This window comes from Micromonospora sp. MA102 (assembly GCF_025460765.1).
GTDB lineage: Bacteria > Actinomycetota > Actinomycetes > Mycobacteriales > Micromonosporaceae > Micromonospora > Micromonospora halotolerans.
Window position 1 is genome coordinate 296,297 of the sequence record NZ_JAMWEG010000004.1, and the last position, 26,156, is coordinate 322,452.

The 26,156-nt window shown below is 74.3% G+C and carries 29 protein-coding genes and 1 pseudogene; 24 read left to right on the top strand and 6 right to left on the bottom strand.

Annotation, left to right across the window (positions count from 1 at the left end; translation table 11 throughout):
• Positions 1-14: 14 nt before the first annotated feature.
• A pseudogene (locus NFX44_RS11230) lies at positions 15-175 on the bottom strand (site-specific integrase); the annotation flags it as partial.
• A 97-nt stretch (positions 176-272) separates the two neighbouring features.
• Between NFX44_RS11230 and NFX44_RS11235 the strand changes: the two are divergent.
• The 5 genes from NFX44_RS11235 (at position 273) to NFX44_RS11255 (ending at position 4,489) form a co-directional block, all read left to right on the top strand.
• On the top strand, positions 273-680 hold the full coding sequence (locus NFX44_RS11235; protein ID WP_262283438.1) for an SMI1/KNR4 family protein: 408 nt from the start codon (positions 273-275) through the stop codon (positions 678-680).
• Between the two features lie 127 nt (positions 681-807).
• Entirely contained in the window at positions 808-1,473 is a 666-nt protein-coding gene (locus NFX44_RS11240; protein WP_262283572.1) for an HAD-IB family phosphatase, read from the top strand.
• A 470-nt stretch (positions 1,474-1,943) separates the two neighbouring features.
• The gene (locus NFX44_RS11245) at positions 1,944-2,351 is read left to right on the top strand and encodes a hypothetical protein (protein ID WP_262283439.1); all 408 of its coding nucleotides are present in this window, start codon (positions 1,944-1,946) and stop codon (positions 2,349-2,351) included.
• Positions 2,352-2,446: 95 nt separating this feature from the next.
• On the top strand, positions 2,447-3,382 hold the full coding sequence (locus NFX44_RS11250; RefSeq protein WP_262283440.1) for a hypothetical protein: 936 nt from the start codon (positions 2,447-2,449) through the stop codon (positions 3,380-3,382).
• Between the two features lie 264 nt (positions 3,383-3,646).
• Entirely contained in the window at positions 3,647-4,489 is an 843-nt protein-coding gene (locus NFX44_RS11255) for an alpha/beta fold hydrolase (protein ID WP_262283441.1), read from the top strand.
• 73 nt (positions 4,490-4,562) lie between these two features.
• Here NFX44_RS11255 and NFX44_RS11260 read toward each other — a convergent pair whose 3' ends face one another.
• Entirely contained in the window at positions 4,563-5,162 is a 600-nt protein-coding gene (locus NFX44_RS11260) for a hypothetical protein (RefSeq protein ID WP_262283442.1), read from the bottom strand.
• Between the two features lie 404 nt (positions 5,163-5,566).
• Here NFX44_RS11260 and NFX44_RS11265 point away from each other — a divergent pair, with 404 nt between their 5' ends.
• The 4 genes from NFX44_RS11265 (at position 5,567) to NFX44_RS11280 (ending at position 9,156) form a co-directional block, all read left to right on the top strand.
• Positions 5,567-5,995 (top strand): hypothetical protein, encoded by a 429-nt coding sequence (locus tag NFX44_RS11265; protein ID WP_262283443.1) that lies wholly within the window; start codon positions 5,567-5,569, stop codon positions 5,993-5,995.
• A 233-nt stretch (positions 5,996-6,228) separates the two neighbouring features.
• A complete protein-coding gene (locus NFX44_RS11270) occupies positions 6,229-8,037 on the top strand; it encodes a serine/threonine-protein kinase (RefSeq protein ID WP_262283444.1) in 1,809 nt (602 codons plus the stop codon).
• Positions 8,022-8,618, top strand: a complete 597-nt coding sequence (locus NFX44_RS11275) for an FHA domain-containing protein (protein ID WP_262283445.1) — start codon at positions 8,022-8,024, stop codon at positions 8,616-8,618. Before NFX44_RS11270 ends, NFX44_RS11275 begins: the two co-directional genes overlap by 16 nt.
• Positions 8,619-8,673: 55 nt before the next feature.
• Positions 8,674-9,156, top strand: a complete 483-nt coding sequence (locus NFX44_RS11280; RefSeq protein WP_262283446.1) for a hypothetical protein — start codon at positions 8,674-8,676, stop codon at positions 9,154-9,156.
• Here NFX44_RS11280 and NFX44_RS11285 read toward each other — a convergent pair.
• Entirely contained in the window at positions 9,129-11,513 is a 2,385-nt protein-coding gene (locus NFX44_RS11285) for a glycoside hydrolase family 65 protein (protein WP_262283447.1), read from the bottom strand. The two genes, NFX44_RS11280 and NFX44_RS11285, sit on opposite strands and share 28 nt — an antisense overlap.
• 136 nt (positions 11,514-11,649) lie before the next feature.
• Between NFX44_RS11285 and NFX44_RS11290 the strand changes: the two genes are divergently transcribed.
• Complete coding sequence (locus NFX44_RS11290; RefSeq protein ID WP_262283448.1) at positions 11,650-12,279, top strand: phosphatase PAP2 family protein; 630 nt, start codon at positions 11,650-11,652, stop codon at positions 12,277-12,279.
• A 21-nt stretch (positions 12,280-12,300) separates the two neighbouring features.
• On the opposite strand, the gene NFX44_RS11295 is transcribed toward NFX44_RS11290, so the two are convergent.
• Positions 12,301-13,074, bottom strand: a complete 774-nt coding sequence (locus tag NFX44_RS11295) for a prepilin peptidase (RefSeq protein WP_262283449.1) — start codon at positions 13,072-13,074, stop codon at positions 12,301-12,303.
• 590 nt (positions 13,075-13,664) lie between these two features.
• Here NFX44_RS11295 and NFX44_RS11300 point away from each other — a divergent pair.
• Genes NFX44_RS11300 through NFX44_RS11355 form a run of 12 tightly spaced genes read left to right on the top strand, consistent with a single transcriptional unit; the run spans position 13,665 to position 22,718 of the window.
• A complete protein-coding gene (locus tag NFX44_RS11300; protein WP_262283450.1) occupies positions 13,665-14,231 on the top strand; it encodes a hypothetical protein in 567 nt (188 codons plus the stop codon).
• Positions 14,225-15,196 carry a hypothetical protein gene (locus NFX44_RS11305; RefSeq protein ID WP_262283451.1) on the top strand — a complete coding sequence of 324 codons (972 nt, stop codon included), beginning with the start codon at positions 14,225-14,227 and terminating at the stop codon, positions 15,194-15,196. Before NFX44_RS11300 ends, NFX44_RS11305 begins: the two co-directional genes overlap by 7 nt.
• Positions 15,193-15,855: an SAF domain-containing protein gene (locus NFX44_RS11310; protein ID WP_262283452.1), complete on the top strand. Its 663-nt coding sequence runs from the start codon at positions 15,193-15,195 to the stop codon at positions 15,853-15,855. The genes NFX44_RS11305 and NFX44_RS11310 overlap by 4 nt, the downstream gene beginning before the upstream one ends.
• Positions 15,855-16,688: a ParA family protein gene (locus NFX44_RS11315; RefSeq protein WP_262283453.1), complete on the top strand. Its 834-nt coding sequence runs from the start codon at positions 15,855-15,857 to the stop codon at positions 16,686-16,688. The genes NFX44_RS11310 and NFX44_RS11315 overlap by 1 nt, the downstream gene beginning before the upstream one ends.
• Complete coding sequence (locus NFX44_RS11320; protein ID WP_262283454.1) at positions 16,678-18,207, top strand: CpaF family protein; 1,530 nt, start codon at positions 16,678-16,680, stop codon at positions 18,205-18,207. The genes NFX44_RS11315 and NFX44_RS11320 overlap by 11 nt, the downstream gene beginning before the upstream one ends.
• 3 nt (positions 18,208-18,210) lie before the next feature.
• On the top strand, positions 18,211-19,110 hold the full coding sequence (locus NFX44_RS11325) for a type II secretion system F family protein (protein ID WP_262283455.1): 900 nt from the start codon (positions 18,211-18,213) through the stop codon (positions 19,108-19,110).
• A gap of 55 nt (positions 19,111-19,165) precedes the next feature.
• Positions 19,166-20,026 (top strand): type II secretion system F family protein, encoded by an 861-nt coding sequence (locus NFX44_RS11330; RefSeq protein WP_262283573.1) that lies wholly within the window; start codon positions 19,166-19,168, stop codon positions 20,024-20,026.
• 24 nt (positions 20,027-20,050) lie between these two features.
• Positions 20,051-20,260: a hypothetical protein gene (locus NFX44_RS11335; RefSeq protein WP_189193410.1), complete on the top strand. Its 210-nt coding sequence runs from the start codon at positions 20,051-20,053 to the stop codon at positions 20,258-20,260.
• Positions 20,260-20,763 carry a TadE/TadG family type IV pilus assembly protein gene (locus NFX44_RS11340; protein WP_262283456.1) on the top strand — a complete coding sequence of 168 codons (504 nt, stop codon included), beginning with the start codon at positions 20,260-20,262 and terminating at the stop codon, positions 20,761-20,763. Before NFX44_RS11335 ends, NFX44_RS11340 begins: the two co-directional genes overlap by 1 nt.
• A gap of 5 nt (positions 20,764-20,768) precedes the next feature.
• The gene (locus NFX44_RS11345) at positions 20,769-21,230 is read left to right on the top strand and encodes a TadE/TadG family type IV pilus assembly protein (RefSeq protein WP_262283457.1); all 462 of its coding nucleotides are present in this window, start codon (positions 20,769-20,771) and stop codon (positions 21,228-21,230) included.
• On the top strand, positions 21,227-21,658 hold the full coding sequence (locus tag NFX44_RS11350) for a pilus assembly protein TadG-related protein (protein ID WP_262283458.1): 432 nt from the start codon (positions 21,227-21,229) through the stop codon (positions 21,656-21,658). Before NFX44_RS11345 ends, NFX44_RS11350 begins: the two co-directional genes overlap by 4 nt.
• 16 nt (positions 21,659-21,674) lie before the next feature.
• Positions 21,675-22,718, top strand: a complete 1,044-nt coding sequence (locus tag NFX44_RS11355; RefSeq protein WP_262283459.1) for a LysM peptidoglycan-binding domain-containing protein — start codon at positions 21,675-21,677, stop codon at positions 22,716-22,718.
• Positions 22,719-22,780: 62 nt separating this feature from the next.
• Here NFX44_RS11355 and NFX44_RS11360 read toward each other — a convergent pair whose 3' ends face one another.
• Entirely contained in the window at positions 22,781-23,632 is an 852-nt protein-coding gene (locus NFX44_RS11360; protein WP_262283460.1) for a Rieske 2Fe-2S domain-containing protein, read from the bottom strand.
• A gap of 239 nt (positions 23,633-23,871) precedes the next feature.
• On the bottom strand, positions 23,872-24,240 hold the full coding sequence (gene soxR / locus NFX44_RS11365) for a redox-sensitive transcriptional activator SoxR (protein WP_262283461.1): 369 nt from the start codon (positions 24,238-24,240) through the stop codon (positions 23,872-23,874).
• A 93-nt stretch (positions 24,241-24,333) separates the two neighbouring features.
• Between soxR and NFX44_RS11370 the strand changes: the two genes are divergently transcribed.
• Positions 24,334-25,173, top strand: a complete 840-nt coding sequence (locus tag NFX44_RS11370; protein WP_262283462.1) for an SDR family oxidoreductase — start codon at positions 24,334-24,336, stop codon at positions 25,171-25,173.
• Positions 25,174-25,238: 65 nt separating this feature from the next.
• Complete coding sequence (locus NFX44_RS11375) at positions 25,239-26,144, top strand: DMT family transporter (RefSeq protein ID WP_262283463.1); 906 nt, start codon at positions 25,239-25,241, stop codon at positions 26,142-26,144.
• The last annotated feature ends 12 nt before the right edge of the window (positions 26,145-26,156 follow it).

Here is a 26,156-nt window from a genome sequence, read left to right on the forward strand (position 1 = left end):
GAGGGGTCCTTCCACCGATCCAGCGCTTGGCCGAGCCGCTTGAGCGCGTCGCGGGTGGTCGCCGACGACACGACCGTGTAGGTCTCCATGGTGATGGCGAACCGCGCGTGCCGGAGAATCCGCATCGCCACCCGGGATGCACATCCAGGCCAGCCAGAAGCGAGGCGCAGGCCCGCGTCCCAAGCGACAGTCGTTCCGCTTCAACATCAGATCTTCGCCATCCGTAGGGTCACAGGCGTCGTGAGGTGTCCGCATCGTTCACGGGAGGCGGCGTGCAGGGAGAGAAGGCCCTCGCGGAAGTCGAGAGGGCGCTAGGCGTCCGATTCCCTTCTGACTACCGGACCTTCATCGTCAGCAGTGGTGGCGTTGACGAGTTCGTCGGCCCGGCAGGGGACTTCCTGAGCATCTACGCACCGGACCGCCTGATTGAAATGAACGAGGCGGCGGATGCGGCAGAGCGCTTCCCCGGTGGGGTGATCATCGGGGGCGACGGTGGCCGGGAGATGCTCACCTACGACTTCCGCCGACAGCCACCGCCGTTGGTGCTGCTCGACATCACTGCTGAGGGTTGGGACGCAGCGATTCACCAGGCCCCGAGCTTTGCCGCCCTGATGGCCGAGTTCCCGAGGACAGGTTGGCGCTTCGACGCAGCGGACGACGCCGCCCCCCGGCGAAGGTGAGCGACAGCAACCGTGCCGGACGCCGCCACGCCGACGAGAGCTGACGTGGACGAATTCAGCCAACGCATTCACAGAAGGCACTGGACGCCATGAGACGATCGGCACCGATGCCGACGGAAGGCGCGTGATGACCGCCTCGACACGCCGGGTGGCCGTCTTCGACCTCGACGACACCCTGGTACGCGGAGACTCGTTCGCCCAGTTCACCCGCCATCTGCTGTTCCGCCAGCGGTGGCGCGCGGCAGTGTCGCTCGTACTCGCTCCGCTCCTCGCACCGATGCTCTTCCTGTCACCCACGCGACGGGTGGCCATCACCGGCTTCCTCTGGCTTGCGTCGGCTGGTCTCTCCGAGGCGCAGTTCACCGCCCTGGCCGAACAGTTCGCCGCAACCCACGCCCAGAGGCGCATCACGGTCGCGCTCGACCGGCTCCAGCACCACCTCGCGACCGGCGACCGCGTCATCATCGTCACCGCATGTGCCGACCCGCTCGCCACCGCCATCTGCGCCAAGCTGGGCCTGGGCAAGGTGGAGGTCATCGCTGCCCGACTCCGCGCCGGCCGCACCGGCATGTGGCCCGTCCTCGGCTGCCAGGGGCCGCAGAAAGTGCAGCGACTCCGCGACGCCGGGGTCACGCTGCCCATCCACTCTGCCTACACCGACAGCTTTTCCGACCTGCCCCTCCTGCGCGCCGCCACGCACCGCTACCTCATCGAGCCGTCCACCCAGGACCTGGCCCGACTGCAGGCGGCCTCGCCCGGCGCAGTCACCGTCCTCCGGACGTCAGCCGAGTGACGGCGAACCGCCGCTGACGTCCACGACCGTCGACCCGGCTCGGCGAAAAGGCCCGGTTAACGGCCTGGGTGTCGCCGTTCCCAAGGTCAACAACCTCGCCGCCGAGCGTGTCAGTCCATAGATAGTCCGCATCACGCGCCGCGACCGAGGCCCTGGCCGTCGGCTGTTGCGATCCGCCCGGGCCCCGCTTGAAGCCCACCGGGCTCGGTCGGGCGACCGTCTGGGATATCGTGCGCTGCCGAAGACGTGAGACGAGGGTGTGCAGCATGCCGGGCAGAAGGTCGAGCGGCGCCGGACGGCGCGCGGCGGGTGTGGGTGCGCTGGTCCTCGCGAGCCTACTTTTGGCCGGCGGCTGTTCGCGAGCTGCCGACACGGCGGAGCGGGGGGCGGAAGCGCAGTCGTCGCCGTCACCGGTCGTGGCGATGCGTCTGGAGAAGCCGGAAAAGTTGCTGAGCGGTTGGCCTGAGTCGATGAGCCGGACGTTGCGCGAGCCGGCCCAGAAGAACATGGGCAGCTTCAAGGAGCTTCTCGACGGGGAGCCGACCAGCGCGGTCGGCACCGCCTACACGGCCGCCGACGAGCAGTACACGGCCCTCGTCAGTGGGGTGTCCGGGAAGGTAACCGATCCGAAGGCGACGCTGGACAGGATCTTCGCCACCCTGCCGCGGCTGTCCGGTGTCAAGCCAACACGACCGGGCCCGATGGGCGGTGAGGCTCGCTGCGGGAAGGGCGAGACCCAGGGCGTCAACGTGGAGGTCTGTGCGTGGGCCGACCACCACAGCATCGGCATGGTGACCTTCCTCGGCTTCCCGAAGTCCGGCAGCGCGGACAGTCTGTTCGTGCGGGCGCGTTCCCAGCTGGAGCACCCCGTCACCTAAGGCAAGCCCCGGCAATCCGAACGGCCGCCGCGCAGCCCGTTGAGCCGCTTCCAGAGCGGTTCAACCGAATCCCGACGTTGACCTAGGCTGCGCGGGTGGGTTACTGGGGCACGGTGGTGGTGGCGCGGCCGCAGGGGTTACTGGTCGACCAGGACGGCATCAGCGGGTTCGGTTACCGCCATCAGTGGTTGCGCGAGCTGGGCGACGGGTGGCAGCTGGTGGAGACCCAAGGGTGGAATGATCCGCCGGATCTGCTCGGGCCGTCCGAGGCGGTTGCGGCGTCGACGGGTTTTCCGGTCTTCGCCGCGTACGTCAGCGACGGGGACTGTGCGGTGATGTGCGCGGCGGTGCCGGGTGCGGTGGGGCAGTTGACCCACCTGTGGGACGTCAGCGGGCCGTGCGGTGTGTACCGGCATCAGCCGAGGGGCATGCCGCAGCCGGTCGGCCGCGGCGTCGACGAGGTGGTCTCAGAGTTGAGCGACTGGTCTGCCTCGGCTGGTCTGCGAGCGGACACCTCGGCGCTGCGCGCCTTGATCAGTCACGACCGGACCCCGGGTTGGCAGCCGGCGGATGATCTGTTGTTCGACCTGGTGAAGGCGCTGGGGGTGGCCCGGATCGGTCGAACGCTGCCGTGGGCGTTCCCGATCGACCGTCGACCGTTTGCTGTGATCACGGACTTTATGGGCCTGGCGACCAGGGCACGGTCGAGGGCGGTGTACCGGCGGGCCGAGGAGGAGAACGGCGAGGCGCCGGAGCCGGCGCAGCCGTGGGAGACAGCCGCGATCGCACTGGAAGAGGAGTTGTGGGCGGCGCTGTACCGCCCCGGCGTGGACATGCCGGCGTTGGTGCGCCGGGTGGCTGAAGTACAGGCCGCGTACGACGCGGCAAGCGAGGACCGGGCAGGACGGGCCGCGGTGGACCCCGACCGCTTGTTCGAGTCGCTCTTCGCCGGACTGGTCGACGGCACCGTGCAACCGGATGACCCGGAGGACTCCGGCCGCCTGTGGGCGGACGAGCGGGCGACCGGGTGACGGGCCTGACGGGACCTGACATCAGCGGTTGACATCGACGGTGGTGGCCGCAGCCGGACGAGTGCGGACCGGCGCTGCTTGGGACCCGAACCCCGTGGACGTCAGCACCGCGAAGGCCGGGACCGATGAGATCGCACGGCCTCGCCGGTCTACCTCGTGTCCACAGCGAGCCGAGGAGAAGGCCGGAGTGATGCGTGTCGGCCACTCACCGGCGGCGAACTCGTTATCGGAAGGATTCAGCTGATGCCGCGAAAGGAGTTCCCCATGCGGATCAACGTCAACGACGTTGAGCTGTGCGTCGAGACCTTCGGTGACCCGGGGGACCCGCCGGTGCTGCTCATCGGCGTCACCATGATGAGCTGGCCGGACGAGCTGTGCACGAAGCTGACCGGGCGCTATGTGGTGCGCTATGACCTGCGAGATGCGGGCCAGTCGGCGTTCGTCGATCCTGACGCGCCCGCGTACGACCTGCGTGATCTGGTGACCGATGCGGCGGAGCTGCTGGGGGCGCTGGAGTTGCGGAGTGCGCATGTGGTCGGGCTCGGCGTCGGCGGCTTCGTCGCGCAGTTGCTTGCGCTGGACCACCCTGATCGGGTCGCGTCGCTGACGCTGATCTCCACCCGGCCGGTCGCTCCTGGTCCGGTGGATCCGGACCTGCCCGACCACGCGCCGGAGCTGACGGCGGAGCTGTTCGGCCGTCCGCAGCCGGACTGGACCGATCGTGACAGCGTCATCGATTACCTGGCCGGGGCCGCAAGGCTGATGTCCGGCACGCGAGGATTCGACGAGGCGGACGCACGCCTCGCTGCCGGGATCGTCTTCGACCGGGCGGCACGGACGGCGAAGGCGCAGCGCGCCAGCCACTTGGGCACCATGTTCGCCGCCATCGACTGCCAGCCCCGGTGGCGTGAGCGGTTGGGCGACATTGCCGCACCGACGCTTGTCATGCACGGCGACGAGGATCCGTTCTTCCCGTACGGGAACGGCGTGGCGCTGGCCAAGGAGATCCCTGGCGCCACACTGCTCCCGTTGCGCGGCATCGGTCAGGGCCTGCCGCGGGCGGCCTGGCCGGTGGCGGTGGACGCCCTCCTGCGCCACACGTCCTGAGCCGGCTTGCCGTGCCACGGCGGCGCCGGCTGGGCCTCGATCCTTGCCGGCGGAGCAGCGCCCGGGCGGCCGCTCAGGCCGCCTCGGTCGTCGTGATGGAGAAGGTGGCGACGTTGTCGGCCGGGTCGGAGTCCGGGTATCCATCCCGCCGCACGGCGCTCACCTCGACGCCGGCCTGCCCCAGGTCGCCGACCGGCGTGTCCGCCGACGCGGAGAAGTACAGGTCGAACGTCCGCTGCTCGCCCTCCATGAACTCCCCGCCGGGCACGCACTCGTGGCTGCACTCGAGGGACCAGGGGTATCCGAAGGTCGCCGGCAGGTTCACGCCGACGATGGACATCATGCCGTGCGGGGCGTCGCTGTCGTAGCGGACGGTCACGGGCAGGTGGCCCTCGAAGTAGCCCTCGGGCTGCCGTACCAGGGTCAGGTCACCCGAGACGGTGACCGCGGCGTCCGGCTGCCGGTCCTGGACGTAGCGCTGGGGGTTGGCGAGCGAGCCGGTGGTGGACCGGAACCGGGTCGTGAACGTCTCGTCGGTGACCTTCGTGCCGTCGACCTTGATGACGGCCTCGCCGTTGCCGGCCTTCATGGCGTAGGGCTGGACGGTGGTCAGCACCTGGAAGTCGATGGTGAAGGCGCGCTGCTCACCCGGGCTCAGTTCACCGCCCGGCACGTCGCACTCCACCCGGATCCGCCCGTCAACGCGGCGGCCACGCCGAGGACGGCAGCGAGCACAGTGGACTGTGTCGTACGCAAGAGATCTCCCCCGATTTCCGTGCGTCCGCGACGGGCGTTCCATCGCGGTGCTCGCGGGCGTGCAACGTGCCGGCCTCCACGAACGGCGTCAATGGTCGCAGGTTCGGACACTCCCCGCTGCCCCGCGAACACCGCCCGCTGTCGCTCCGCACGTGGGTGACGACGCCACCGATTCGGAGCTGGTGACGGCGTACCGGCATGAACCGACGCTGCTCACCGGGAGCGAGGGGAGCAAACCCTCCCCGCTTCGTCACCTGTCGCCCGGGCGCCGTCCCTGGTTTTCTCTCTGCCGACGGGATCTCGAGAGAAAGCAGGGTTTCCATGTCGTTGCTCCGCCGTACCCTCGCCACCGCGGCCGTGGCCCTCGCCGCCGGCGCCATCGCCGTGGTCGACGCGTCCCCGGCGCTGGCCAGCACGCCGGCGAGCTGCTCCAGCGTCCGCCAGATCGGCACGACCCGCGTGCTCACCGTCGGCGGCGTGCAGGCCGCCTCGGTGAAGCAGTACTACGGCTGTGGCTACAACTACGCCTACATCTACGTGTGGGAGCAGTACCGGGCCAACCACTCGAACTGGGACCTGTACGTCCATGTCATCGACGAGTCGGACAGCGGCACCGACTACGGGGTGGGCGAGCTGAACAACACCACCCGGGCGGAGCTGTGGGGCAAGCCGGCGAACACGGCCGCGCACTGCACCCACGTCACCGGCTACCTGAACTCGACGGGCGGCTCGACCAGCACCGTCTGCTGACCCCCGCCCGCACGGCGTCCCGGGTCGCGCCTGGGGCGGCCCGGGACACCCCCGGCTCCACAACGATCACCGATCCGCCGAAGGGGGGCGGGGCCGGCCGGCCACACGTCCGGCCCCGGTGGCGACACTCGACGGTCCGTGCCCTGCTCGGGGCACGGACCGTCGGCGTCGGCGCCGACGGGTGCACCCGAGCGTCGGAGGCCGTTCCGACCCGTCGGTAGCATTCAGCGGCGATGGTCCACAGCGAGCAGCCGGTGACGCACCGCCCCGAGCCGGGCGCCGGCGTCGATCTGGGGATCGCCGGGTGCACCGACGCCGTGGAGGTCGGGCGGGGCGGGTTCGGCGTCGTCTACCGGGCCTGGCAGGCCGACTACTCCCGCTGGGTGGCGGTGAAGGTGCTCGCCGCCGACTGGGCCGGGCCGTCGCGGGCCCGCTTCGAGCGGGAACTGCGCGCCCTGGGCCGGCTCTCCGACCATCCGCACATCGTCACCCTGCACCAGGCCGGCCGGACCGCCGCCGGAAACCCGTACCTGCTGATGGCGTACGAGGAGGGCGGCTCGCTGGGCGACCGGCTGCGCCTCGGCACGGCGGGTGACTGGCGGGCGGCCGTCGCCGGCGGGATCGCGGTGGCCGGCGCGCTGGAGACCGCGCACCGGGCCGGGGTCCTGCACCGCGACGTGAAGCCGGAGAACATCCTGGTCTCCGGGTACGGGGAGCCGAAGCTGGCCGACTTCGGCCAGGCCCGGGCCGGCGCGGACCGTCCCGGCACGCGGGGCACGGTCACCGCGAGCGTGCTGCACGCCGCCCCGGAGGTGCTGCGCGGCGAGCCGGCCTCGGTGGCCGCCGACGTCTACGCGCTGGCCTCGACCGTGCTGCACTGGATCCGCGGCACGCCGGCCTTCGCGCCCGCCGCCGGGGAGTCCACCGACGCCCTGCTGCGCCGGATCGCCGCCGACCCGGTGCCGGACCTGCGCCCGCTCGGCGTACCCGACGGGGTGTGCGCGGCGCTGGAGCGCGCGCTGGCCAAGGATCCGGCGCGGCGGCCGGTGTCGGTCGCGGAGTTCGCGGCCGAGCTGCGGGCCGCCCAGGCCGCGGCGGGGCTGCCGGTGACCCCCTTCGTCCCCGGCGACGTGGCCGCCGACGACGGGGTGCGGACGGCCCCGCCGGCCGGCCCGGCGCCGTCGCTGTCGGCCCGCCGCCGCGCGGCCCTCGCCCTCTCCGCCACGGTGGCGGGACCCTCCCGGGTACGCCGGCACGCGCTGCGCCGCACCGTCGGCCTGGCCGTGGCGGTGGCGGCCGTGCTGGCCACCGGGTACGCGCAGGCACCGCCCCCGCCCGCCCCGGTGACCCTGCCCGAGCGGGTGGAGCTGGGCGAGCTGACCCTGCACGCCGAGTCGGCGGAGCGGCTGGTGCGGGTGCGCAACCGCGCCGACCACCCGGTGACCGTGGGCGGGGTGAGGGTGGGTGGCCCGTCCGGGGGTGAGCTGCGGATCGTCGAGGACGGGTGCGGGTCGCGGCGGCTCGCCCCGGGGGCCGCCTGCGACGTGGGGCTGGTCGTGGTGCCCCGGGTGGTCGGGCCGGTCCGGGCGGTGCTGGAGCTGACCGTGGCCGGCCGGCGGGTGAGCACGACGCTGGCCGGCACGGCGGGACCCCGCCGGGCGGCCCAGGACGACGCCCCGCCCGGCCGGTGCTACGCCGACGCCTACCAGATCGGCGCGTCCGCCTACGGCTACGCGGGCGGGCTGCGCGCCATCTCGGTGAAGCAGTACTGGTCGCCGAGCTGTCGCGCGGCGATGGCGTACGTCTGGGTGTGGAAGCAGTACCGGGACAACGTGTCGACGGGCGGCGGCACCTGGACCGTCGACCTGGCGGTGCGGGCGGACGGGCCGCGGGCGCGGCAGCGCGCCACCGGCCAGCCGTACGAGCTGTGGACCGAGCCGTGGCCGTCGGCGGGGCGGTGCGTCACCGCCACGGCGACGGTGACCGTCATCCACTCCGGCGCGGTGACCTCGGCGACCACCGAGCCGTGGTGCGACCGGTGACCGGCGGCTGGTTCGAGGTGCACGGCACCGGGCCGGTGCGCCTCGTGCCGCTCAGCGTGGACACCCTGACCATCGGCCGGGCCCCCGGCAACGAGCTGCCCATCGACAGCCGGTTGGTCTCCCGGCTGCACGCGCTGGTGGAGCGCTTCCCGTCGGGCTGGATCATCCGCGACCTGGGCAGCACCAACGGCACCACGGTCAACGGGGCGCCGCTGCGCGAGGCCCGTACCCTGCACGACGGCGACCGGGTGGAGGTCGGGCCGGCGCGGCTGGTGTTCCGGGCCCCCGGGCAGCACACCGGCACGCGTACGGTCGGCGTCGAGGCGCCGCCCGCCCCGCCGGCGCTGACCCGCCGGGAGGGTGAGCTGCTCGACGCGCTGTGCCGCCCGTACCTGGCCGGGGGCGACACCTTCCCGGAGCCGCCGGCCGTGCGGGTGCTGGCCGGCACCCTGGGCGTCAGCGAGAGCGCGGTGAAGAAGCACCTGACCCGGCTTTACGACAAGTTCGGCCTGGTCAGCAACGACGACCGCCGCCGGGCGCGGCTGGCCGCCGAGGCGGTCCGCCGGGGCGCGGTGAGCTGACGCGAGGCCGTTCACCTGGTACGACGGTGGGACCAGCCGAGCCGAGGAGGTACCGATGACCGGTGGACGGGAGACCGTGGAGGTCGACCCGGTGGTGTTCCGCGCCGTCTACGACTCGCCCGCCTCGCTGCCGGGCCGGCACCGCTGGACCACGCCCGAGTCGGACGTGCGCCGGTTGGAGAAGCTGCTGAACATGCCGGCGCGGAGCATCGGCGCCCCGCTGTGGGTGAGCGGCGACGAGCCGGACTGTCCGAAGTGCGGGCGCCGGGTGAACTGGTACGACATCGTCTCCTCCGCCCTGCACGGGGTGCACGACCGGGGGATGATCGCGCGGGTGATCCTGGGCGAGCGCAAGTACGTCAACACCGAGGTGCCGGACGCCATCCCCGGCGTGCACTGCGCCGACTGCCGCACCGCGATCGAGGGGCTGCGCAGCTTCAAGTGCCACAACTGGGCGTACGCCTTCGAGGAGCTGGAGGAGATCGTCGGGCGGATGTCGGGCGTGCCGAGTCAGCCGGCGCCGCCCACCTCCGCCTGAGCGCGCCGGGCCGGCCGGCGGCCGGGTGGCGACGGCGGCTCGGGCCCGGGGTCCGGCACCGGCGGCATGGGCCGGGTGACCGGCGCCGCCCCGGTCACCCGGAGCCGTTCGCCGTGGTGCCACAGCTCGACCGCGTCGGCCGGGCCGGCGTCGGGCAGCTCGTAGCGGGCCGTGTCCGGGGTCAGGGTGACCCGCAGCCGGTGCCCGTGCCAGCGCAGGTGGAAGGCGAGCCGGGTGATCCGGCGGGGCAGCCGCGGCTCGAAGGAGAGCACGCCCCGGTCGTCGCGCAGGCCGCCGAAGCCCTGCGCCACCACCAGCCAGGCGCCGGCCAGCGAGGCCAGGTGCAGGCCGTCGGCGGTCTTGTCGCCGAGGTCCTCCAGGTCCTGCAACGCCGTCTCGGCGAACAGGTCGTACGCCAGGTCCAGGTGGCCGACCTCGGCGGCGAGGACCGCCTGCACGGACGCCGACAGTGACGAGTCCCGGACGGTCCGCGCCTCGTAGTACGCGAAGTTGCGGGCCTTCTCCTCGGCGGTGAACTCGCCGGGGCAGCGCAGCATGGCCAGCACGAGGTCGGCCTGCTTGACCACCTGCCGGCGGTACAGCTCCAGGTAGGGGAAGTGCAGCAGCAGCGGGTAGTCGTCCGCCCGGGTGTTCGGGAAGTCCCACTCGGGCTGCTCGGTGAAGCCGGCCGACTGCTGGTGCACCCCGCGCTTGCCGTCGTAGGGCACGTGCACCGCGTCGGCGGCGGCCCGCCAGCCGGCGACCTCGGCCGGGTCGACGCCGAGCCGGGCGGCCGCCTGCGGGAGGCGCTCGGCGGCGTCGGCCGCGCCGCGCAGGTTACGCCGGGCCATCAGGTTGGTGAAGAGGTTGTCATCGACCAGCGCGGAGTACTCGTCGGGGCCGGTGAGCCCGGTCAGGTGGAACACGCCGGTGTCGGACCAGTGGCCGTACCGGTGCCAGAGCCGGGCGGTCTCCACCAGCAGCTCGACGCCGCACCCGCCGAGGAACTCGGTGTCGCCGGTGGCCGCCACGTAGCGCAGCACCGCGTCGGCGATGTCGGCGTTGACGTGCAGCCCGGCGGTGCCCGCCGGCCAATAGCCAGAGCACTCCCGGCCGCCGAGGGTCCGCCACGGAAAGGTGGCGCCGGCCAGCCGCAGCTCGGCGGCGCGGTCCCGGGCCTCGGGCAGGTGGGCGTGCCGCCAGCGCAGCGCCGACCGGGCCAGCCCCGGCGCCAGGTACGTCAGCACCGGCAGCACGTAGCCCTCGGTGTCCCAGAGCACGTGGCCGTCGTAGCCGTTGCCGGTCAGCCCCTTGGCCGGGATGGTGCGGTCCCCGTCGGACCGGCCGGACTGGAGCAGGTGGAACACCGCGAACCGGAGTGCCTGCTGGAGTTCCGGGTCGCCGTCCAGCTCGACGTCGGCGGTGGCCCAGGCGGCGTCGAGGGTGGCCCGCTGCGCGTCGAGCAGGGCGGCGAAGCCCTCGGTCCGGGCGGCGTCCGCCTCGGCGACGACCAGGTCGGCCAGCTCGCCGGCCGGCGTGCCGTCGACGTGCGCGCACTCGTACGCGGCGAACTTCGTGACGTGGATCCGCTCGCCGGGGCGCAGCGGGCCGGTGACCGCCAGCCGGAACCGGTCGGCCGTCAGCTCGGTGTCGGTCGCGGCGGTGTCCGGCGCGTCGACCCGGTGGGCGACCGCGACGGCGACCCGCTGGGCGCTGCGCCCGGTCCGGTGCACCAGCACTGCGTCGGTGCCGTCGTGCCGGCCGGTCTCGGCGATGAGCGGGTCGTGGATCACCGAGGCGGCGCGCGGGTCGTCGGCGCGTTCCGGCACCCGTTCGTTGGCGAGCAGGTCGGCGTCAACACGCACCTCGACCGGGCCGTCCAGCGGCTCGACCTGGTAGTCCACCGCGGCGACCGGTCGGCGGGGCAGCGAGACGAGCCGCGTGCTGCGTACCCGCACGCCCTGCCCGCCCGGCGAGATCCACTCGGTCTCCCGGCGGATCACCCCGGCGCGGAGGTCGAGCACCCGCTCGTGCCGCCGGACCGTCCCGGTCCGCAGGTCCAGCGGCTCACCGCCGACCCAGAGCCGGACCAGCGCGGCGTTCGGCGCGCTGATCACGGTGTCGCTGTGCTCCGGGAAGGCGTACCCGCTCTCCGGGTAGCTCACCTCGCGCTGCTCGTGGAACCCGTTGAGGTAGGTGCCCGGCATCTCGTACGGCTCACCCTCGTCGAGGGTGCCGCGCCAGCCCACCCAGCCGTTGCCCAGCGCGAAGATCGACTCGGTCTCGCCGAGCCGGTGCAGGTCCGCCCCGGTGCGGCGGATCCGCCAACTCTCGTCGCCCTGAGGGCTGTGCGGCACGGGTCCTCCCGAGGTCGGTACGCCGCGGCCACCGAATCAGACCCGGCTGAGAGGCGCCTGAGACTTCGGTGCCCCGACAGTCATTCCCCCACCACCCTCAAGGTGAACGGAGTATGAACAGTTGGTGAGGTGATGCATGACCGACGCCCTGGTGACAGACGTTCCCGATGTCAGTACCGACTGGTACCACGACATCGTCGAGTTCGCCGACCGCACACCGGAACCGGTGCACTGGTTCGCGCTGCACTTCACCGAGGGGGCGATCGTCCTGCTCGGGATCCTGCTGGTGCTGGCCGCGCTGACCCGGCTGGTCGGCGGCGACCTCCGGGGCCGGGCGCTGGCCCTGGCCGCCCCGGTCGCGGTCGTCTGCGCGTACGCCTCCAGCGAGGGGTTGAAGACCCTGATCGCCGAGGACCGGCCCTGCCGCAGCCCGGCCGACCTGGTCATCGTTGCCGGGCACTGTCCGCCGGCCGGCGACTGGTCGTTCCCGAGCAACCACGCCACCATCGCGGGCGCGCTGGCCGCCACCGCACTGCTGCTGCACCGCCGGATCGGCCTGGTCGCCGCCCCGCTCGCCGTGCTGGCCGCGTTCTCCCGCACGTTCGTGGGCGTGCACTACCCGCACGACGTGGCCGCCGGCCTGCTGCTCGGCGTGCTCGTCGGCACCGTGCTCACGCCGGTGCTGGCCCGCCCGGTCGCCGACGTCCTGCGCCGCCGGGTCCGCCGGGCCGCGGCCCGGCCGGCCGTCCGACCCGCCCGGCGCTGACCCGCTCGCCGCCGCCGGCGCTCACGTCGTCAGGACGAGGGCGACGGCGGTGCCGAAGATGAGGAACGGGCCGAAGGGCAGGTGGCTGGACCAGCGGACCCGGCGGGCCGCCAGCAGCGCGAGACCGGCCACCGCGGAGAGCGTGACCGCGAGCACCAGGCCCGCCACCAGGACCGGCCAGCCGTACCAGCCGAGCAGCGCACCGGCGCCGAGCGCCAGCTTGGCGTCGCCGAGACCGAATCCGCGCTGGCCGAGCAACAGGGTGGTCGCCGCGAATCCCGCGCCGAGGGCGAGCCCGGCCGCGGTGGCCCGTAGCCAGGGCGCCGGGCCGGGCCCGGCCAGCGCCGCCACCCCGAGCAGTGCCCACACCCCGGCCGCCGCCGGCCAGGTCAGCCGGTCCGGGAGCCGGTGCGCCGCCGCGTCGACCAGGGCCATTGGCACCGCCCAGGCGAGCCACCAGGCGACCACCGCCCGCGTGCCGGCCGGCCCGCCGGTCAGCGCGACGGCCGCCACCGCCGCGACCAGGGCCACCTCCACCACGAGCGGCGCCGCGCCGACCCGCGCCCGGCAGGACCCGCAGCGGGCCGCCGGGCCGAGTGCCGGCAGCGGCCGGTCCAGGCCGATGGGGACGCCGCAGCGGTCGCACCCCACCCGGTCGGGCACCCCGGGGGGTACGGCGTACCGCGCGACCGCCAGCCGCAGGAGCGGCACGACCGCCAGGGCGGCCAGCAGCCGGACGCCCGGGCGGCGGTCGAGGGCCGCCGGTGCGGGCCCACGGACCCGTTCGGCGGTCACGCCGGCTCCCCCGATCGGTCACGCCGGCTTCCACTCTGGAGCACGCAGAGTGAATCCGGACCGCTCGCCGTGTCACGGATGGCGCGGAAAAAGGCGTCCCGCGGAGGGGCGGGCGGGTCCGGGCGGGTGACAACCGGCGGCCGGCGGGCGCTCCGGAGGCCGGGGGGACGGATCGGACCAGAGGGACGCTTGCCCCCCATTCCACCGCCCGGTGACCCGCGCCCGGGACACCGGTTGTCGCGTGCGGGTGAACGCACTCCTGCCACCGGCCGACCCGCCCGCGGGCCGTTGGTCGCCGTCCGGACACCCACCGGTCGCCACCACCTGTCATCACTCACAGTGTTCACGTGAATTGCCTCTGTTGCATCGGCGGACGTCAGCCTATGCTCGCCCCTTGGGTACGACGCAACCCCCGAACAATTGGCGTCGGAGGCCGACCGGAGACATCACGTTTCGAATTCGTTAAAGATCAGTACAGGTAAATGCAGCGGTAGCAGTTGTGGCCCGGCCGCACACATCCGGGCGCGCTTCCGCATGCCCGGAGTGCGTCGGCGCGACCACTCCGGGCCGCCACCGAGGAGGGCCCGGCGTTGCGCACACGGCAATCCCGCCGATGGGAAATCTGCCTGCTCAGCCTTGCTCTGCTGGCCGCGGCCGCCGGTTGCGGCGACGAGCCCGAGGCGGCGGCCCGCCCGCTGACCGCGGGCGCGGCGGCACCCGCGGCGCATTCCACCGCTGAGGAGGAGGCGGCCGGAAAGGCCGCCCTCACCGCCTATTCCGGCTATCTCGACGCGTCCCAGGCGGCGAGCGCACGCAGCGATCCCGGGCATCCCGCACTCGCCCGATTCGTCGCGGATCCGCTGCTGACTCGGGTGCGGATGGCAATTCGTGACGCGAAGGAGCACGGCGCGATGCGTACCGGGAAACTCGTGTCCGACCCCACCGTGGTGTCGGTCGACCTGGCGGCCAGACCGCCCACCGTGGAGATCCAGGACTGCCTGGACGCCACCGGCTACCGCCTCGTCTACGCCAAGGACCGCCGGGTCGTCCCCGGCACCCGCGGCGGGCGCTACCTGGCGACCGCCACCGCCACCCGCTACCCCGACGGCCGCTGGCTGATCAGCGCCGGCGCCGGACACCAGGACCAGCCGTGTTGACCTGGGGAGGAAGGGGTGTCCCGGCCCGCCCGACCCGGGCCGGGACGCCCCGGCGGCTGCTGCTCACCGCCGGCCTGGCGCTACTGCTCGCGCTGACCGGCGCGCCCGCCCTGCTGTTCACCGGCACGCCGGCCCGGGCCGGCGACCCCGGCGGCGAGTGCCCTCCCGGGCAGAACGACTGCAACGTCTGGGACGACGAGCCCGGCACCCCGGGCGGGCCGGGCGGTGGCGGCAACCCCGGCGGTGGCGGCGGGGACGGCGGCGGTGGCGGCGCGAAGTGCCAGTGGAACGGCCGGGTCGTCCCCTGCTACGACGACGTGCTCGGTTGGTTCAACAACGGCGACGGCTGCTACTACAAGCTGGCCGAACCCCAGCCCGAAGCGCCCGAGGGCAAGCAGTGGTACGTGCAGACCTGCAACGGCGGTGACCTGGGCGCGCAGACCGTGGTGCTGCGCGACGGGCCACCACCCGGCTACGGCGCGCCGCCCGACCCGGAGGAACTGGCCCGCCGCGCGCTCGCGTCCATCTCCCTGTTGCCGCCCCGGGTCGCGGTGGCGCCCCGGCGCAGCAAGGGTCCCGGTCTGGTGGGGCTGCCCGTCTGGATGTGGGCGAGCGACGGGGCGTCCTACTTCGGGCCGCTGCACGCCTCCGCCTCGGACCGCGACGTGACCGTCGAGATCACCGCCCGGGTGACCCGGATCGTCTGGAACATGGGCGACGGCACCGAGGTCACCTGCACGGGACCGGGCACGCCCTACACCGCCGACGGACCGCGGGCGGGGCTGACCTCCCCCGACTGCGGCGACGACCTCGGCTACGCGAAGGCCGGCACCTACCAGGTCAGCGCCACGACGTTCTGGACCGTCGAGTGGACCGGCGGCGGCGAGAGCGGCGAGATCGCCCAGAGCCGGGGCAGCGGGACTGTTCCGGTCCAGATCAACGAACTTCAGGTGGTGACGCGATGAGTGTGGCGACGCGGAACGGCACCCCCCTGGACGCGCCCGTGGCGCCGCCCAAGGTGGTCCGGCAGCGGCGGATCCGCCCCGGCCTGCTCGGCCTGGCCGTGCTGCTCATCGCCCTCGGCGGCCTGGGCGCGGCGTTCGCGGTCACCTCGGTCCGCTCCACCGGCAGCTACCTCGCGGTGGCCCGGCCGGTCGAGGCCGGCCGGCAGCTCACCAGCGACGACCTGATCCCGGTGCGGGTGTCGGGCGGGCGGGAACTCCAGCCGGTGCGGGCCGACCGGATCAGGGAGGTGCTCGGCCTGCGGGCCGCCGTCCGGCTCACCCCGGGCACGCTGCTGACCCCGGCCCAACTCACCGACGCGCCGCTGCTCGGCCCCGGGCAGCAGCAGATCGCGCTGGGCCTGGAGCCGACCCAGGTGCCCGCCCGCAAGCTGCACCCCGGCGACCGGGTGCTCCTGATCAGCACGCCGGACAACAGCACCGGCAGCGCCGGCGGCACGCGCGGCGGCGGCACCCGGTTCGAGGCCACGGTGATCGACACCGCCACGCCGGAGAACAACGACGTGGTGGTCTACCTGGCGCTGGCCGTCCGGGACGTGCCGGCCGTGGTGGCGCTGGCCGCCGACGACCGGATCGCGCTCGTGCTCACCGGGGCGGCCTGATGGCGGTCATCGCCCTGGTCTCGGCGAAGGGCTCGCCGGGCGTCACCACGGCCGCGCTGGCCGCCGCGCTGAGCTGGCACCGGCGGCTCGTGCTGGCCGAGTGCGACCCGTCGGGCGGCTCGGTCCTGCCCGGCTACCTGGGCGGGGCGCTCGACGGCCCGCGCGGCCTCGGCGAGCTGGCCGTCGGGGAGCTGCGGGACGGCAACCTGGAGAGCGCGTTCTGGTCCCAGCTCGTCGACCTGGACGCGCCGAAGCGGGAACGGCTGCTGCTGCCCGGCGTCGTCGACCCGGCCCAGGCCGGCAGCGTCACCCCGCTCTGGCAGCGCTTCGCCGACTTCTTCACCAGCCTGGAGAAGGGCGTCCCGCCGTACGACGTGCTGGTCGACTGTGGCCGGTTGCAGGTCGGCGGTCCACCGTGGCCGGTGCTGCGGGCCGCGGCCGTGGTGCTGCTGGTCACCCGGGCGCACCTGCCCGACCTGTCCGCCACCCGCGCCACGGTCAAGGCCATCGAGCGGGACTTCGCCGATCACCGGGTCCCCCCGGGCACCCTGCGCCTGCTCGTGGTCGGGGACGGGCACGGCAGCAGCGAGATCAGCAAGGCGCTGCGGCTGCCGGTGATCGCCCGGCTGCCGCACGACCCGCGTACCGCCGCGGTGCTCGCGCACGGCGGCACCGTACGCGCCAACCGGCCCCTCCTGCGCGCGGCCGGCCAGTTGGAGGTGCCGGTCCGGGCGCTGCTGGACCGGCGACAGGCCCGGCTGGCCTGGCCGGGCGCCCCGGCCCCGCGCGCGGTGACCACGCCGAGCACGCCGGGGGTGTCCGGTGCGGTTTGAGCCGGTCTCGCACGACCCCCGGGGGCAGCAGCCCGGCGCCACGTCGACCGTGCCGCCGCTGGTCCCGCCGAACGGGCGGCACCACGTGCCCCCGCCGCCCGCCGCGCCGGTCGCGCCGGCGGCCCCGCCGCCCCGTCCCCGGGTCGACTTCGCGGTGGTCCGCGAACTGCGCCGGGAACTCAGCGAACGGCTCACCCTCTGGCAGCGCGGCCGGGAGTTCGACGCAAACGCCGAGGAGGTCGAGCGGGCCAGGCTGGCCGTCGCGGTGGTCTCCGCGTACGCGGATTCGGTGCGCCGGGCCGGCACACCGATGGCCGCCGACGAGGAGCGCCTGCTGCTCGACCAGGTGACCGCCGAGCTGGTCGGCCTGGGCCGGCTCCAGACGCTGCTGGTCGACGACACCATCGAGGAGGTGCACATCCTCGGCTGCGACCAGGTGCGCATCACCCGGCACGGCGGCGGCGTCGACTGGGCCGAGCCCATCGCCGACAGCGACGACGAGCTGGTGGAGATCCTCCAGGCGGCGGCCCGCCGGGCCGGGGCGACCGAACGCTCGCTGTCCACCTCGAAGCCGACGCTCGACCTGCAACTGCCCGACGGCAGCCGGCTCGCCGCGGTCTTCCTGGTCAGCCACCGCCCGTACGCGGTCATCCGCAAGCACAACACGCTCGCGGTGAGCCTGGAGGACATCGCCGGCGGCCGGCCCGACCTGGACGAGATGATCGACCCGCTGCTGCGCGACTTCCTCCGCGCCGCCATGCGGGCCGGGCTGAACATCATGGTGGCCGGGCTCGCCGGGGCCGGGAAGACCACGGTCATCCGGGCGCTGATGGACGAGATCCCGGCGGACGAGCCGTACGTGCTGCTGGAGGAGAGCCGGGAGCTGCTGCCGGCCCGCCACGGGCACAAGCACCGGGCGGTGATGAGCTTCGAGTCGCGGGAGGGGCACGGCGAACGCGGGCTGGACGGTCGACCGGCCGGTGAGGTCAGCATCGCCGACCTGATCCCGGTGTCGCTGCGGATGGGCGTGCTGCGGATCATCGTCGGCGAGGTGCGGTCCCGGGAGATCGTGCCGATGCTCCAGGCGATGACCACCAGCCGCGGGTCGATGTGCACGATCCACGCGCGTACCCCGGCCGGCGTGGGCGAGCGGATCATCGAGCTGGCGCTGGCCCACGGCCGGGAGATGACGGTCGACCAGGCCCGCCGGATGGCCGGCAACGCGCTGGACCTGATCGTCTACGTCACCGTCGAGGACGAGACCGCCATCGGCGGCCGCAAGCACCGCTTCGTGTCGCACGTCGAGGAGGTCATCGGCGTCGGCGAGGGCAACCGGATCACCACCACCAGCGTCTTCGGCCCGGGGCCGGACGGCCGGGCGGTGCCCCGCCACCTCCCCGAACGGATCCGCGACCAACTGCTGCGGGTCGGCTACGACGCCCGGCTGCTCACCCGGTTCATCGAGGCCGGCACGGGCGCCTGGCGGCGTCCCCGGCGCACCCGGCTCGGGCGGCGGTAGCTCATGGCGACGATCGAGCTGATCGCGCTGGTCTCCGGCGCGGCGTGCGTGGCCGGGCTGGTGCTCACGGTGGTCGCGCTGGTCGGCACCCGCCGGCCGGCCGGGTCGACCCCGGGCGCCGGGCCCGGGCTGAGGCGGCTCTGGACCGGCACCGGGGCCAGCCGCCGGGAGCAGCACCGCTACCAGCTGCTGCTCGGCGCGGCCGTGGTGGTCGGCGCGCTGGCCTTCCTGCTCACCGGCCTGCCGGTGGTCGGCCTCCTGGTGGCGCTCGCGGTGCCCGGCGTGCCGTGGCTGTTCGCGGTGGGCCGGGCCGAGCAGCGGGCCATCGCCCGGATCGAGGCGGTCGGCGAGTGGACCCGGCGACTCAAGGACATCTCCGGCACCGGGCAGGGCCTCCAACAGGCCATCATCGGCACCATCGCCACCGCACCGGAGGAGATCCAGGAGGAGGTGCGCACCCTGGCGGCCCGCCTCCAGGCCGGCTGGTTGGCGAGGTCCGCCCTGCTCGCCTTCGCCGACGAGATCGCCGACCCGGTCTGCGACCAGGTGGTGGCGGCGCTGATCCTGCACCTCACCGACCGGGGCGAACGCCTCGGCGACGTGCTCGGCTCGATCGCCACCGCCGCCTCGGCCGAGGTGGCCACCCGGCGGGAGGTGGAGGCCAAGCGGACGCAGCCCCGGTTCGCGGTCCGCTTCCTCACCGGGATGACCCTGGCGACGCTGGCGTACGGGCTGGTCAACAGCGACTACGTCCGGCCGTACGGGACGGTCTTCGGTCAGCTCGTCATGGCGGTGCTCGGTGCGGCCTTCGTGGGGCTGCTGGTCTGGGTGCGGTCGATGAGCCAGCCGCCCCGCCCGGCGCGCTTCCTGCCGGCGCCCGACCCGGAGGAGGCGATCGCGTGAGCGCGAGGAGTGAGCTTGCGAGCCCCGCAGTCGCGAACGGAAGGCGGGCACGGTGATCCTCAACTGGCAGCTGGCCGTGGCGGTGCTGGGCGGGGCGGCCGTCGGGCTCGGCCTGTTCCTGGTGGTCCGCGAGGCGCTGCCGGCGACCCCGGCGCTCGGCCCGGCGCTGCGCCGGCTGCACCAGCCACCCGGCCAGGCCCCGGTGGCCGGGAGCGGGCCGGACTGGCTCGGCGGCGTCTCCCGCTGGCTGCGACCCCCGCACCGGCAGCTCGCCCTGCTCGACCGGACCCCCGAGCAGTACGCCCTGTCCGTGGTGCTCTCCGCGCTGGTCGGGTTCGCCACCCCGGCGGTCGCCTCGGCCGTGCTCTTCCTGGGCGGGGTGGCGCTGCCGCTGGTCGTACCGGTGCTCGGGAGCCTGGGGTTGGCGCTGGTCGCCGGCCTGCTCGCGCACCGCGCGGTGCTGGCCAAGGCGGACACCGCGCGGGACGAGTTCCGCCAGGCCGTCTGCACCTACCTGGACCTGGTGGCGTTGCAGCTCTCCGCCGCGCACGGGCCCGTGCAGTCGCTGGAGCGCGCGGCAGCGGTCTGCGACGGCTGGGTCTTCGAGCGCATCCGGGAGGCGCTGCGGATCGCCCAGCTCCAGATGCACTCCCCGTGGGACGAGCTCCAGGAGCTGGCCGAGCGGATCGGCATCCCGGAGCTGGGCGACGTGGGGGCCATCATGCGCTCCTCGGGCAGCGAGGGTGCCCAGGTCCACGAGACCCTGCGCAGCCGCGCCGACTCGCTGCGCGACCAGATCCGGACCGACAACCTGGCCCGGGCCGAGGGGGTGACCAGCAAGCTCGACATCCCCGGCTCGCTGCTGGTCTTCGTCCTGCTCGGCTTCGCCGTCTATCCGTTCCTCGCCCGTCTGTGAACCCACCCCGAGAAGGAGAAGACCATGCACCTCTACGCCTACCTCTACGCCGCGGTGAGCAGCCGCCTGGCCGAGCTGCGGCGGGACACCGAGCGGGGTGACAGCCCGGTGCCGACCGCGGTGATCATCTTCGGGCTGGTCGCGGTGGCCATGGCGGTCACCGGGCTCGCCCTGGCCAAGGCCAACAACTGGATGAACGCCATCCCGAACAACACGGCGCCGAAGGCCCCCTGATGCGCGGCCCCGCCCGTACGGACCGGAGCCGGCCGGCACCCGCCGGCCGGCCCACCGGCCGGTGCGGCCCGGGGCGGATCACCACCGTCCTGCGGGGACGCCTCACCGCGGGCGGGTCCGAGCGGGGCGCCAACCCGGTCGAGTTGGCGGTGGTGATGCCGGCGATCCTGGTGCTGCTCTTCGCCTCGATCCAGCTCGCCGTCTGGTTCGTCGCCCGCTCCACCGCCCTCAACGCGGCGCAGACCGGCGTGAACGCCCAGCGGGGGCTCGAGGCCCCGCCGGACGCGGGCCGGGACCGGGCCACCACCTTCCTGCGGGCCGCCGGCGACTGGCTGGTCGACTGGCAGAACCCGGGCCCCACCTGCGAAATCGTTGCTACCGGGGGCACTCCCACCGAGGTCACCTGCACGGTCAGCGGACGCTCCCTGTCGGTGATCCCCGGGGTCGACTTCCCGGTCCGGCAGACCGCGCACGGCACCGCCGAACGCTGGACGACGGGGTGAGGCCGATGGCACGGGACCGGGGTTCCGTCTCGATCGAGGTGGCGGTGCTCGCCCCCGCCTTCATCGGGCTGATGGTGCTGGCCGGGGTGGCCGGCCGGACGGCCGTCGCCGACGAGGCGGTGGAGTCGGCCGCGCACGACGCGGCCCGCGCCGCCTCGATCGCCCGGGACGACCGGGCCGGCCGGACCGCCGCCACCGAGGCCGCGCAACGCCAGCTCGACTGGTCGGGCCTGCACTGCGCCGCGCCACCGGCGTTGGCCCTCAGTGGGTCGCTGGCGGGCGCCCAGACCAGCTTCCGGGACGCGTACCGCGGGGCGCCCGGCGTGCCGGCGACCGTCACGGTCACGCTGACCTGCACGGTCTCCTTCGACGACCTGCGGGCGCCGGGGCTGCCCGGCGTGCCGGGCGGCAAGATCGTCTCGGCGAGCTTCACCTCGCCCCTGGACACCTATCGGAGCCGCGGATGACCGGGCGGCGCGCGGCGGAGAGCGGCCGGGTGAGCCTCTTCCTGGCCGTGGCGATGATCGGCGTACTCGTGATCATCAGCCTGGCGTACGACGGCGCCGGGCAGCTCCGCTCGTTGCAGCGCGCGGACAACCTGGCCGCCGAGGCGGCCCGCAGTGGCGGCCAGATGATCGACCGGGCCAGCGCCATCGAGGGCGGCCCCAAGCAGATCGACGAGGTGGCCGCCCGGCAGGCCGTCGCGGCCTACCTGGGCGCCGCCGGCGGGGTCCGCGACCACGACGTCAGCTTCCCGGTGGTCGCCGGCGAGCGGCAGATCCAGGTACGCGTCCGCATCACCTACCGGCGGGACCTGCTCGGTCTCTTCGGCTTCCAGAACACCGCCACCGTCACCGGTGAGGCCACCGCGCGGGCGCTCACCGGAGCCCCCTAGGGAAGGGAAGGCAGCCATGGGTGCCTCGCAACGCTCGGCCGTCCGGCGGACCGGCCAGGTCCTCACCGGGTTCGGCGCCCTCGTCGTGCTCTGCGCGGTGCTGGCCGGTGGGCCGGTCGCCCTGCTGGCCTTCGCCGGCAACCCCCTCCCCGACCACCTGCCCACCCTGGCCGAGGTGGGCACGGCGCTGACCAGCCGCGACGACGGGCAGCTCTTCCTGCGGGCGCTGGCCGTGGTGGGGTGGTTCGGCTGGGCCACGTTCGCCTTCTCCGTACTCGTGGAACTCCTCGCGGCGACGCTGCGCCGGCCGGCGCCCCGGCTGCCCGGGATGCGCCGCCAGCAGCGGGCCGCGGCCGCGCTGGTCGGTTCGGTGGCGCTGATCCTGGCGGCCAGCCCGGCCGCCGCGAGCGCCGCCACCCTGGCCGCGCCGCCGCCGGTCGCCGCCGCGCCGGCGGCGGTCACCCCGCAGGCCGGCCCCGCGCTCGCCGCCCCGCCCGTCCACGCCGCCTCGGTGACCACGGACCCGGCGGTGTACCGGGTGGCGAAGGGCGACTACCTGGGCGAGGTGGCCGAGCGGTACCTGGACGACTTCGACCGCTACCGCGAGGTGGCCCGGCTGAACCGGCTCGCCGACCCGGACCGGATCCGCCCGGGGCAGCTGCTCAGGCTGCCCGAGGGCTCGGTGGACGCGGGGGCCCGCCGGCACGCGACCGGACGGCTCGTGGTCACCTCGACGGGCCCGTCCCGGACGGCGCCCGGCACGGCGGTGACGCCGGGTGGTGGGGGGTCGTCCGCCACGCCGAAGGGCAGGCCCTCCCCGCACCCGGCCGGACGGGACACCACGCCCACCGTCGAGGCGCCGGCCGGACAGCAGCCGGCGATGTCGGCGGGGGCCTCCCGGGCCACCCCCGAGGACGGGATCAACCGCCCGCTGGCCATCTCGGCGGTGCTGTCCGTGGCGGCCATCGTGGGCGCGCAGATCGGCGCGGTCCTCGGTCTCCGGCGCCGGCCGGTCTCCGGCGTGCGGGCCCTCATGAGCGGCCGACACCGCAGGGACTGACCAAAATCGACCGCGGACGGCAGCGGCCCCACGGGGGACCGCTGCCGTCGAAGATTCCGCCGTCAGGGGAGGCGGGCCTCCAGGCGGCCGTTGACCACGCGGGTGGGGAGGACGACCTGGTCGTTGCCGGACGGGCCGTGCACGACCTCCCCGCCGTTGAGGCGGAAGGTGCTGCCATGCCAGGGGCAGACCACGCAGGCGTGGCCGTCGATCTCCTGCACCTCGCCCTCACCGAGCGGGCCGCTCTGGTGCGGGCAGCGCTCCAGCATCACGGTGACGTCGTCACCGTGCCGGTAGAGGATCACCGAGACGTTGTCGATCTCCCGGGTGAGGAGCTGCCGCTGCGGCAGGCTCGACATGTCGCCGAGCGGGTGCCAGCCCTCGCTCACCAGGTGCAGCTCCGAGATGCTCTGGCTGACCTGCGCGCCCTGCTTGTACGCGAGGTGCCCACCCAGGTACGCCCCGGCGCTCGCCGCCGACAGCCCCAGGTAGGCCAGCGCCCGGCCCATGTTGTGCCGCCCGTTCAGCCGGGCCGCCAGCGAGCCGGCATAGAGCGTCACGCCGATGGTGTTCGCGGCGGCGTGCACGAGGCCGATCCGGCGCTGGTCGCGGGAGAGGGCGGCCCAGTCGTTGAGCCCGGCCACGGCGGCCGGCAGCGCGCTGAGCGTACCGACCCCGACGAGCGCGGTCGCCGCCCGGCGCTGACCGGGCATCAGGTCCACGACGGCGGCCGAGATCCAGGCGCCGACCGGCACCTGCACCATGGCCGGGTGCAGCGGGTGCCCCAGCCACACGCCGTGCAGGAAGTCCCGCACCCGCTGGGGACGCAGGGTGCCCTGTACGGCGCGCTGCAACCGGTCACCGACCCGGTCGAGTCGGGTGTTCTGCTCGATCTTCGTCAATAGTTCGCGCACGTGGTCCGACTTCCCGGCAGGAGAGGTCCCAAACCGGGCGGCGACTACGGATCACCCCATCGGGTGGTTCCCGTCCGCCCGCCAGCGGTCGGCGTGCACGGCGGCGGCCAGCGCCGACTCCAGCACTCCACCGGCTTTCCGGTTCTGCCCGCGCACGCCGGGCTCCTCGCATGATCATTACCGCCGCCGATGCCACCGACGGCGGGGCCGCCGACGTGTGCGTGGCCCGGCGCCGAAAGTCAGGCGGGTGGGGCGAGTTCGCGCAGCACCTCGCTGAGCCGGTCGATGCGGGACTGGGCCTCGGTACGCAGCCGCTCGGCGAGCGCGTCCCAGTCCTGAGAGGTCGGCGCCTGCCCCGGTGGCAGCGCCGCGAGCGCCCGGCCCACCTCGGCCAGGGTGAGGCCGACCCGCTGGCACGCCTCGATCATCGCCAGGCGGCACATCACGTTGCCGTGGTAGCGGCGCTGGTTGCCGGCCGTGCGGTCGCTGCTGATGAGGCCCTGCGCCTCGTAGAACCGGATCGCCGACGCGGAGACCCCGCTGCGCCGCGCGACCTGACCGATCGTCAGGCCGGGCTCGTGCCAGTCGAAGGACGTGTCCTGCTTCACGCCCCGAGTATGCCCATCGAGCATTGACCTCAACAATTGTTGAGGTTCTACGGTCGGCTCCATCGAGTTCACGAGAATTCCCTGGAGGAGACGATGATCCTGGTGACCGGTGCGACCGGCAACGTCGGGCGGCGCGTGGTCGAGCGGCTGGCTGCCGCGGGCCACGGCGTACGGGCCGTCACCCGCGACCCGGGCCGCGCGAGTCTGCCGGCGGGCGTCGAGGTGGTGGCCGTGGACCTGGCCGATCCGGAGACGGTCCGCCCGCACCTGGACGGTGTCGAGGCGGTGTTCCTGATCTGGCCGTTCGTCGATCCGGGCCGGACGGCGCAGCTCGCTCCGCGCGTCGCCGCCGTGCTGGCGAGCGCCGGGTCGCCCCGGGTCGTGTACGTGTCGGCCGCCTCAGCCGAGGCCGACCCCGGCTCGTTCTGGGCCGTGGTGGAACGCGCCGTCGTCGCGTCCGGCCTGCCCTGGACGATGCTGCGCCCCACCGGAATCGCCACGAACACGCTGGGATGGGCCGAGTCGATCCGCACCGAGGGCGTGGTGCGCTGGCCGTACGGCGCGGCGGCCCGCTCGATGGTCCACGAGGACGACATCGCGGCGGTGGCGGTCGAGGCGCTGACCACCGACCGGCACGACCGGCGGACCTACGTGCTCACCGGCCCCCGGACGGTCACGCAGGCCGAGCAGGTGCGGATCATCGGCGCGGCGATCGGCCGCGACGTGCGGTGGCAGGACGTGCCCGCCGAGGCGGTACGCCCGATGCTGGTCGCCGCGATGGGCAGCGCCGCGTTCGCGGACGCGGCGCTGACCGGCTGGGCCGCCATGGCGGAGACTCCGGAGCAGGTGACCGGCGACGTGGCGGCGGTGCTGGGCCGGCCCGCCCGGACGTTCGCCGACTGGGCCGCCGACCACGCGGCGGACTTCGCCTGACCTGCCCTGCCGCACGTCCGGAAAATGCCTGGCGGTGGGCGCCGTCGCCGCTCATCGTGTTCCGGATGTACGCCCACACCTCCCGCGCCCCCTCGGGCGTCCCGGCGGCCCGGCTCGTCGCGGCGCTGGGCCGGCCCGAGGCCGTGCCCCCGCCGCTGCTGATGCTGCTCGGCATGGTCTCCACCCAGGTCGGCGCGGCGGTGGCCAAGCAGCTCTTCGTCGCCAGCAGCGCCGGCGGTACGACCACTCTCCGGCTCGGCCTCGGCGCGCTGGTGCTGCTGGCGGTCACCCGCCCGACCCGCTGGCCCGGGTGGCGGGCGGCCGGCGTGGTCGTGGCGTTCGGGGTGGCCATGGCCGCCATGAACCTCGCCTTCTACGCCGCGCTCCAGCGGGTGCCGCTCGGGGTGGCCGTCACCGTCGGCTTCGCCGGCCCGCTCGTCGTCTCGCTGCTGGGCAGCCGCCGGGTGGTCGACGTGCTCTGGGCGCTGCTGGCCGGCACCGGCGTGCTGCTCCTGGCCGGGCTCGGCGGCACCGGCGTCGACCCGCTCGGCCTGCTGCTCTGCGGGCTCATCGCGGTCGGCTGGGCCGGCTACGTGCTGCTCGGCAAGGCCATGAGCGGCCACCTGCCGGGCACCCGCGGGCTCGCCCTGGGGATGGCCGTCGGCGCGGTCTGCGTACTCCCGTTCGGGCTGGCGTCGGGCGGCGCCGAGCTGCTCGACCTGCGCATCGTGGCGCTCGGGCTGGGCGTGGCGCTGCTGTCGTCGGTGCTGCCGTACTCGGCGGAGCTGGCCGCGCTGCGCCGGATGCCGGCGCGGGTCTTCGCGGTGCTGCTCAGCCTGGAGCCGGCGGTGGCCGCGCTGGTCGGCGCGCTGCTCCTCGGTGAGCTGCTGGCCTGGCCGCAGCTGGCCGGCGTGGCCTGCGTGGTGGGCGCGGCCCTCGGCGCCACCCTGGCCCGGCGGCGGGCGGGATAGCGGGGACCTGGC